Here is a 4,301-nt window from a genome sequence, read left to right on the forward strand (position 1 = left end):
TCGCAATAGCTAGCTATTACTCAATCATGCGCCTTGCTCTTCATCATTTTTCCTCAACAAGCCCTGATCACAATATTATGCGGAATGGTATTAGATAGCTGGGGTGTGAAATTTTAAATTAGAAAGACCAATGAAGTAAAAATCTGCTTTTATTAATCAATAAAAGCAGATTTTTTTATTAGGTATTCGGGTAAAGAAATAGAAAACCGTTTAAGTTGTTCACGACTGAATAAAAATCGCCCCTTCTCCGCAGTTTGAGTGCCTAACGGATGAGGAGATATTTGTGTTTCTAAAATCAGTGTCGCCATCTGTGCTGCTAGTCTGCCCTGTTCATAGCCAAAAAGTACTAATCCCCCAATCGCTTTATCTACACCAATACTAAAATCCCAAAAAGCAAAGGGGGGAATAGGTGTATTTTGTATTGTCCAGTGAAGCACTTCAGATTCTGGGATGTGTCGGCCACTTTCTTCTGTGACGGTGTGATACAAACCTAGAAATAACATATCATATTGTTGCTCTGCACTGTCGAGAATAAGTGCTTGCCATTGACTCCAGTTGTCAATTAACTGAATATCTACTGTTACCCCTGAGATGGTGATTTGCTTATTATTGTAAAATATTTCTTTTAAAATAATTTGCGATGTATGGCTATTATCAAACAGGACTAATACTTTTAGGGCTTTTCCATAGGCAATGGTTGAGATAGAGCGCTTAATAAGCGGGCGCTCTAAAACGCCTGTGATATTTTTGCTGTTGTGTAAGTTATAATGGCGAGGGTTATCATTAATGCCTAAAAAAACAACGGGTGTTATTGTGTTGGAAATTTTTTTTCCAAGATACTTCAGGGCACTATCATCACCTAAAATAACTAAGTCAGGTTGTAGTTGCCTAAAATAGACCCACGCTCTATCAGCTTGCCCTTGATGCTGATTTAAAGGTAAACGTTTGCTATCCATTTGGAAGTAAAATAGTTCATAACTATCTTCAAATACAGATTGTATACCACTGAGATAACTCTGATCCCAGCTATATTCACTATGGTAACTTTCAATAATCAGTATTTTTTGTTTGCTCATAACAGGCATCGATAAACCCGTTATTATTATACTAAATAAGATCATTAACACTGTTTTCATCACGACCACCGAAATATTATGAGACTTAATAACATTAGTCTATTTTGTGCTGTTTATACTGTTTCTGACCACCACAATAGCGATAATAAAAAACAGCAATATCAGTATAAAAGGGCCTAACCATAACAGGTAGGTTCTGCTCTCAAATTTAGGGTTATATAAAACAAAATCACCAAAGCGATAGGTCATAAAATCGACAATTTGCGTCTCTGTTTTTCCCTCATCAATCATCTGATAAACTAATAAACGCAGATCTTTGGCGATAGGGGAGTTGGACTCCATGAGATTTTGATTCAGGCATTGCGGGCAACGTAACGTGCGTGCAAGATTAATAGCACGTGTTTGCTCATTACTGTTTTTAAATGCAAATGTTTCTACCTGTATTATCTGCTCGTTATTGGCAGGGGCAAAAATGGCGTTGAGCGGGGTATTATTAGCATTCTCTGACGCCACTACGAGGTTTGGAAACAGTAATATAAAAAACAGTACTAGATAGTTCAACGTTGCACCTCGGCGGTTATCTCTTTAATAAGTGGCTTAAAAATATTTTCCCATGTTTTTGGGGTAAGCACTCCGTTAAAGCGAGCAATAATCATCCCATGCTTATTAATCAGATAGGTTTCTGGTGTACCAATTACTCCTAAATCCAGTGCTAACTTTCCCTTTCCATCAAAAATAACCTGCTGATAAGGGCTGCCTGTTTTAGCAAGTAGTGAGATGGCTGATTGCTGATTGTCTCGATAATTGAGTCCAACAATATTAACGCCTTGTTCAGCGAGCGTGATTAAAAATGGATGCTCTATTTTGCAAACCACACACCAAGACGCCCAAACGTTAAGCAGTTTATAATCATTCTGTTGATTAATAAATAGTGCCTCTGTTAACGGCTTATCTGTGTATAAATTAGAAAGCTCAAAAGAGGGGATCGTCTTGGGTTGCATCCTTTCATTTTTAGCACTGTTTTTACTGTTTAGCCCCATTATTAATAAGATAACCATTGCGACCACTACCAAGCTAGGTAAGAGTAAAGTGAGTTTTTTATTACGCATATTTTTTCCTGAATGATATTTTTTTAAGCAGCGCTAATAGCCCACCTATTATCATCAAACTAACCCCAAACCAGATCCAATTAGTAAAAGCCCGTTTTTGAATACGTACGGCATAATCGGTCGTATCTATCTTCTCCCCAAGGGTAATATAGATATCTTTATTCCAGAATGATTTAATCGCAGGCTCACTCATGTTCATGACGCGCACTGGGTAATGGCGACGTTGTGGCGTGAGTTGATAGTGTTTATTATTTTGTTTATCTGTAATTAACAATCGTGCTTGCTCTGCGCTGTAGTTTGGCCCAATCAACCATTCAGTTTGTTGATATTCAACGCTGAGTTCTGCCAATTCTACTTTTGAATTAGGCCCCATTTTGCTACTTATCTCACTGGAATCATAGGCGTTTAACAGCGCGCCTATCGCGGTGATTGCTACCCCAAGGTGTGCAATGAACATGGCACGTTTTTTCACGAGTTGTTTTATGTTTAACAGCGCGGGAGATATTATCCAAGCTGCACAAAAGAGTAAGATAATAACCATTGGCTGTAATTGTTCAGCCAAAAAAGTAAACATCAATAGTGTGAGCAAGAGGGTTAATAATAGTGCGCTGACTAGCTGTTTTTTATTAAACTTGCTTTTTCCCCAATCGATAAAAATGGCGCTGCCCATCAGTAGAAAAGCAAACAGCGATAATGGCACAAACAAGGCATTAAAGTAGGGCGCGCCAACCGATATTTTACCAAGATTAAAAACATCAAAAATCATCGGATAAAAAGTGCCTAACAATACGGTAAGCGTGGTGACTGCAAACAGGCTATTAAGGGCTAAAAAGAGTACTTCTCGACTCGCTATGGCGCGTAATTTTCCCACTTTAAATCGACCAAAGTTATTGGCAAACAGGGTTAATGGAATGACTAAACAGAGCGCTAATATAAAGAGTAACAGCAGCCCTTTGGTCGGATCGACAGCAAAGGCGTGTACAGAGGTGAGCACGCCAGAGCGCACCACAAAAGTGCCTAATAGGCTTAAGCAAAAAGTAAAAATAGCGAGTAATAAACTCCAACGAATTAAGGCGTTACGTTTTTCACTGGCAATCAGAGAATGTAACAGCGCAGTGCCTGTTAACCAAGGTAGTAATGATGCATTTTCAACGGGATCCCAAAACCACCAACCGCCCCAGCCTAATTCATAATAAGCCCACCATGCGCCCAATGCGATACCTGCTGTTAAGAATATCCAAGCCATCAACGCCCAAATTCGGCTCTGTTTTGCCCAAGGGAAAGGCGTTTCTGGCTGACAAAGTGCAGCCACTGCAAAAGCAAAGCACCCTGAAAACCCGACATAACCTAAATAGAGCAGTGGCGGATGAAAAATCAGGCCAATATCTTGTAACATTGGGTTTAGATCGCGCCCCTCAAAAGGAGCGGGTAGCAAGCGTTCAAACGGATTGGAGGCAAACAGGGTTAATAAAACCAACGCTAAAATAAGTAGGTTCATCACGACTAATACATTACTGATAAAAGGGGCTTTCTCTTTACGATTAACCACTGCAATGGTAAATGCCCACAGTGCGAGCGAGAATACCCAAAACAGTAATGAGCCCTCGTGGCCTCCCCAAACGGCTGCAATTTTAAAAAAGGTGGGCAGTTGTGAGTTGGAGTGTTGGGCAATATATAAAACGGAAAAATCATTCACTACAAAGCTATAAGCTAATAGGCTGATTGAGAGTGTAACGGAAAGAGCTGCACCATAGGTTAGAGGCCAAATATATTGGCGTAATTGAGGGGGGCTTTTAAGGTTTGCTAAAAGGGGAAGAATCGCGCCAAGAAAGGCAAAAAATCCCGTTAAAATAAGTAAAAAAAGTGCAAGTTCGGGGATCATTTAAAAATTATTTTCCTTTAAAAGGGTTAATATGGAACTTCAGTTTGAAGTATCTTAGGACAAACAAGTAAAAATTATATTAAATAAATCGCTTAATGACGTCCTATAATTTACATCGGTAACAGGATTTAAGTCCTACTTGGGTTTTGTACAAATAACCAACCACAAGGCTGAAGCCCTGACGCTTGTATATAAATCTAAACAGTAAATGCCGCTTTAGCTGCGCCAAGATAA

The 4,301-nt window shown here is 39.3% G+C and carries 4 protein-coding genes; all 4 read right to left on the bottom strand.

Annotation, left to right across the window (positions count from 1 at the left end; translation table 11 throughout):
- Nucleotides 1–152: 152 nt before the first annotated feature.
- The 4 genes from G322_RS0117765 to G322_RS0117780 are packed head-to-tail and all read right to left on the bottom strand — an operon-like array spanning nt 153 to nt 4,067.
- The gene (locus G322_RS0117765) at nt 153–1,136 is read right to left on the bottom strand and encodes an ABC transporter substrate-binding protein (protein WP_022943040.1); all 984 of its coding nucleotides are present in this window, start codon (nt 1,134–1,136) and stop codon (nt 153–155) included.
- A 39-nt stretch (nt 1,137–1,175) separates the two neighbouring features.
- Entirely contained in the window at nt 1,176–1,637 is a 462-nt protein-coding gene (gene nrfF / locus G322_RS0117770) for a heme lyase NrfEFG subunit NrfF (RefSeq protein ID WP_022943041.1), read from the bottom strand.
- Entirely contained in the window at nt 1,634–2,185 is a 552-nt protein-coding gene (locus G322_RS0117775; RefSeq protein WP_022943042.1) for a DsbE family thiol:disulfide interchange protein, read from the bottom strand. The genes nrfF and G322_RS0117775 overlap by 4 nt, the downstream gene beginning before the upstream one ends.
- A complete protein-coding gene (locus G322_RS0117780) occupies nt 2,178–4,067 on the bottom strand; it encodes a heme lyase CcmF/NrfE family subunit (RefSeq protein ID WP_022943043.1) in 1,890 nt (629 codons plus the stop codon). The genes G322_RS0117775 and G322_RS0117780 overlap by 8 nt, the downstream gene beginning before the upstream one ends.
- Nucleotides 4,068–4,301: the final 234 nt, after the last annotated feature.

Source organism: Psychromonas hadalis ATCC BAA-638 (assembly GCF_000420245.1).
In the GTDB taxonomy this organism is placed as follows: Bacteria; Pseudomonadota; Gammaproteobacteria; order Enterobacterales; family Psychromonadaceae; genus Psychromonas; species Psychromonas hadalis.

Coding starts and splice junctions, on each gene's coding strand:
- G322_RS0117765 (WP_022943040.1), bottom strand. CDS start 1,136: ATGAAAACAGTGTTAATGATCTTATTTAGTATAATAATAACGGGTTTA.
- G322_RS0117775 (WP_022943042.1), bottom strand. CDS start 2,185: ATGCGTAATAAAAAACTCACTTTACTCTTACCTAGCTTGGTAGTGGTC.
- G322_RS0117780 (WP_022943043.1), bottom strand. CDS start 4,067: ATGATCCCCGAACTTGCACTTTTTTTACTTATTTTAACGGGATTTTTT.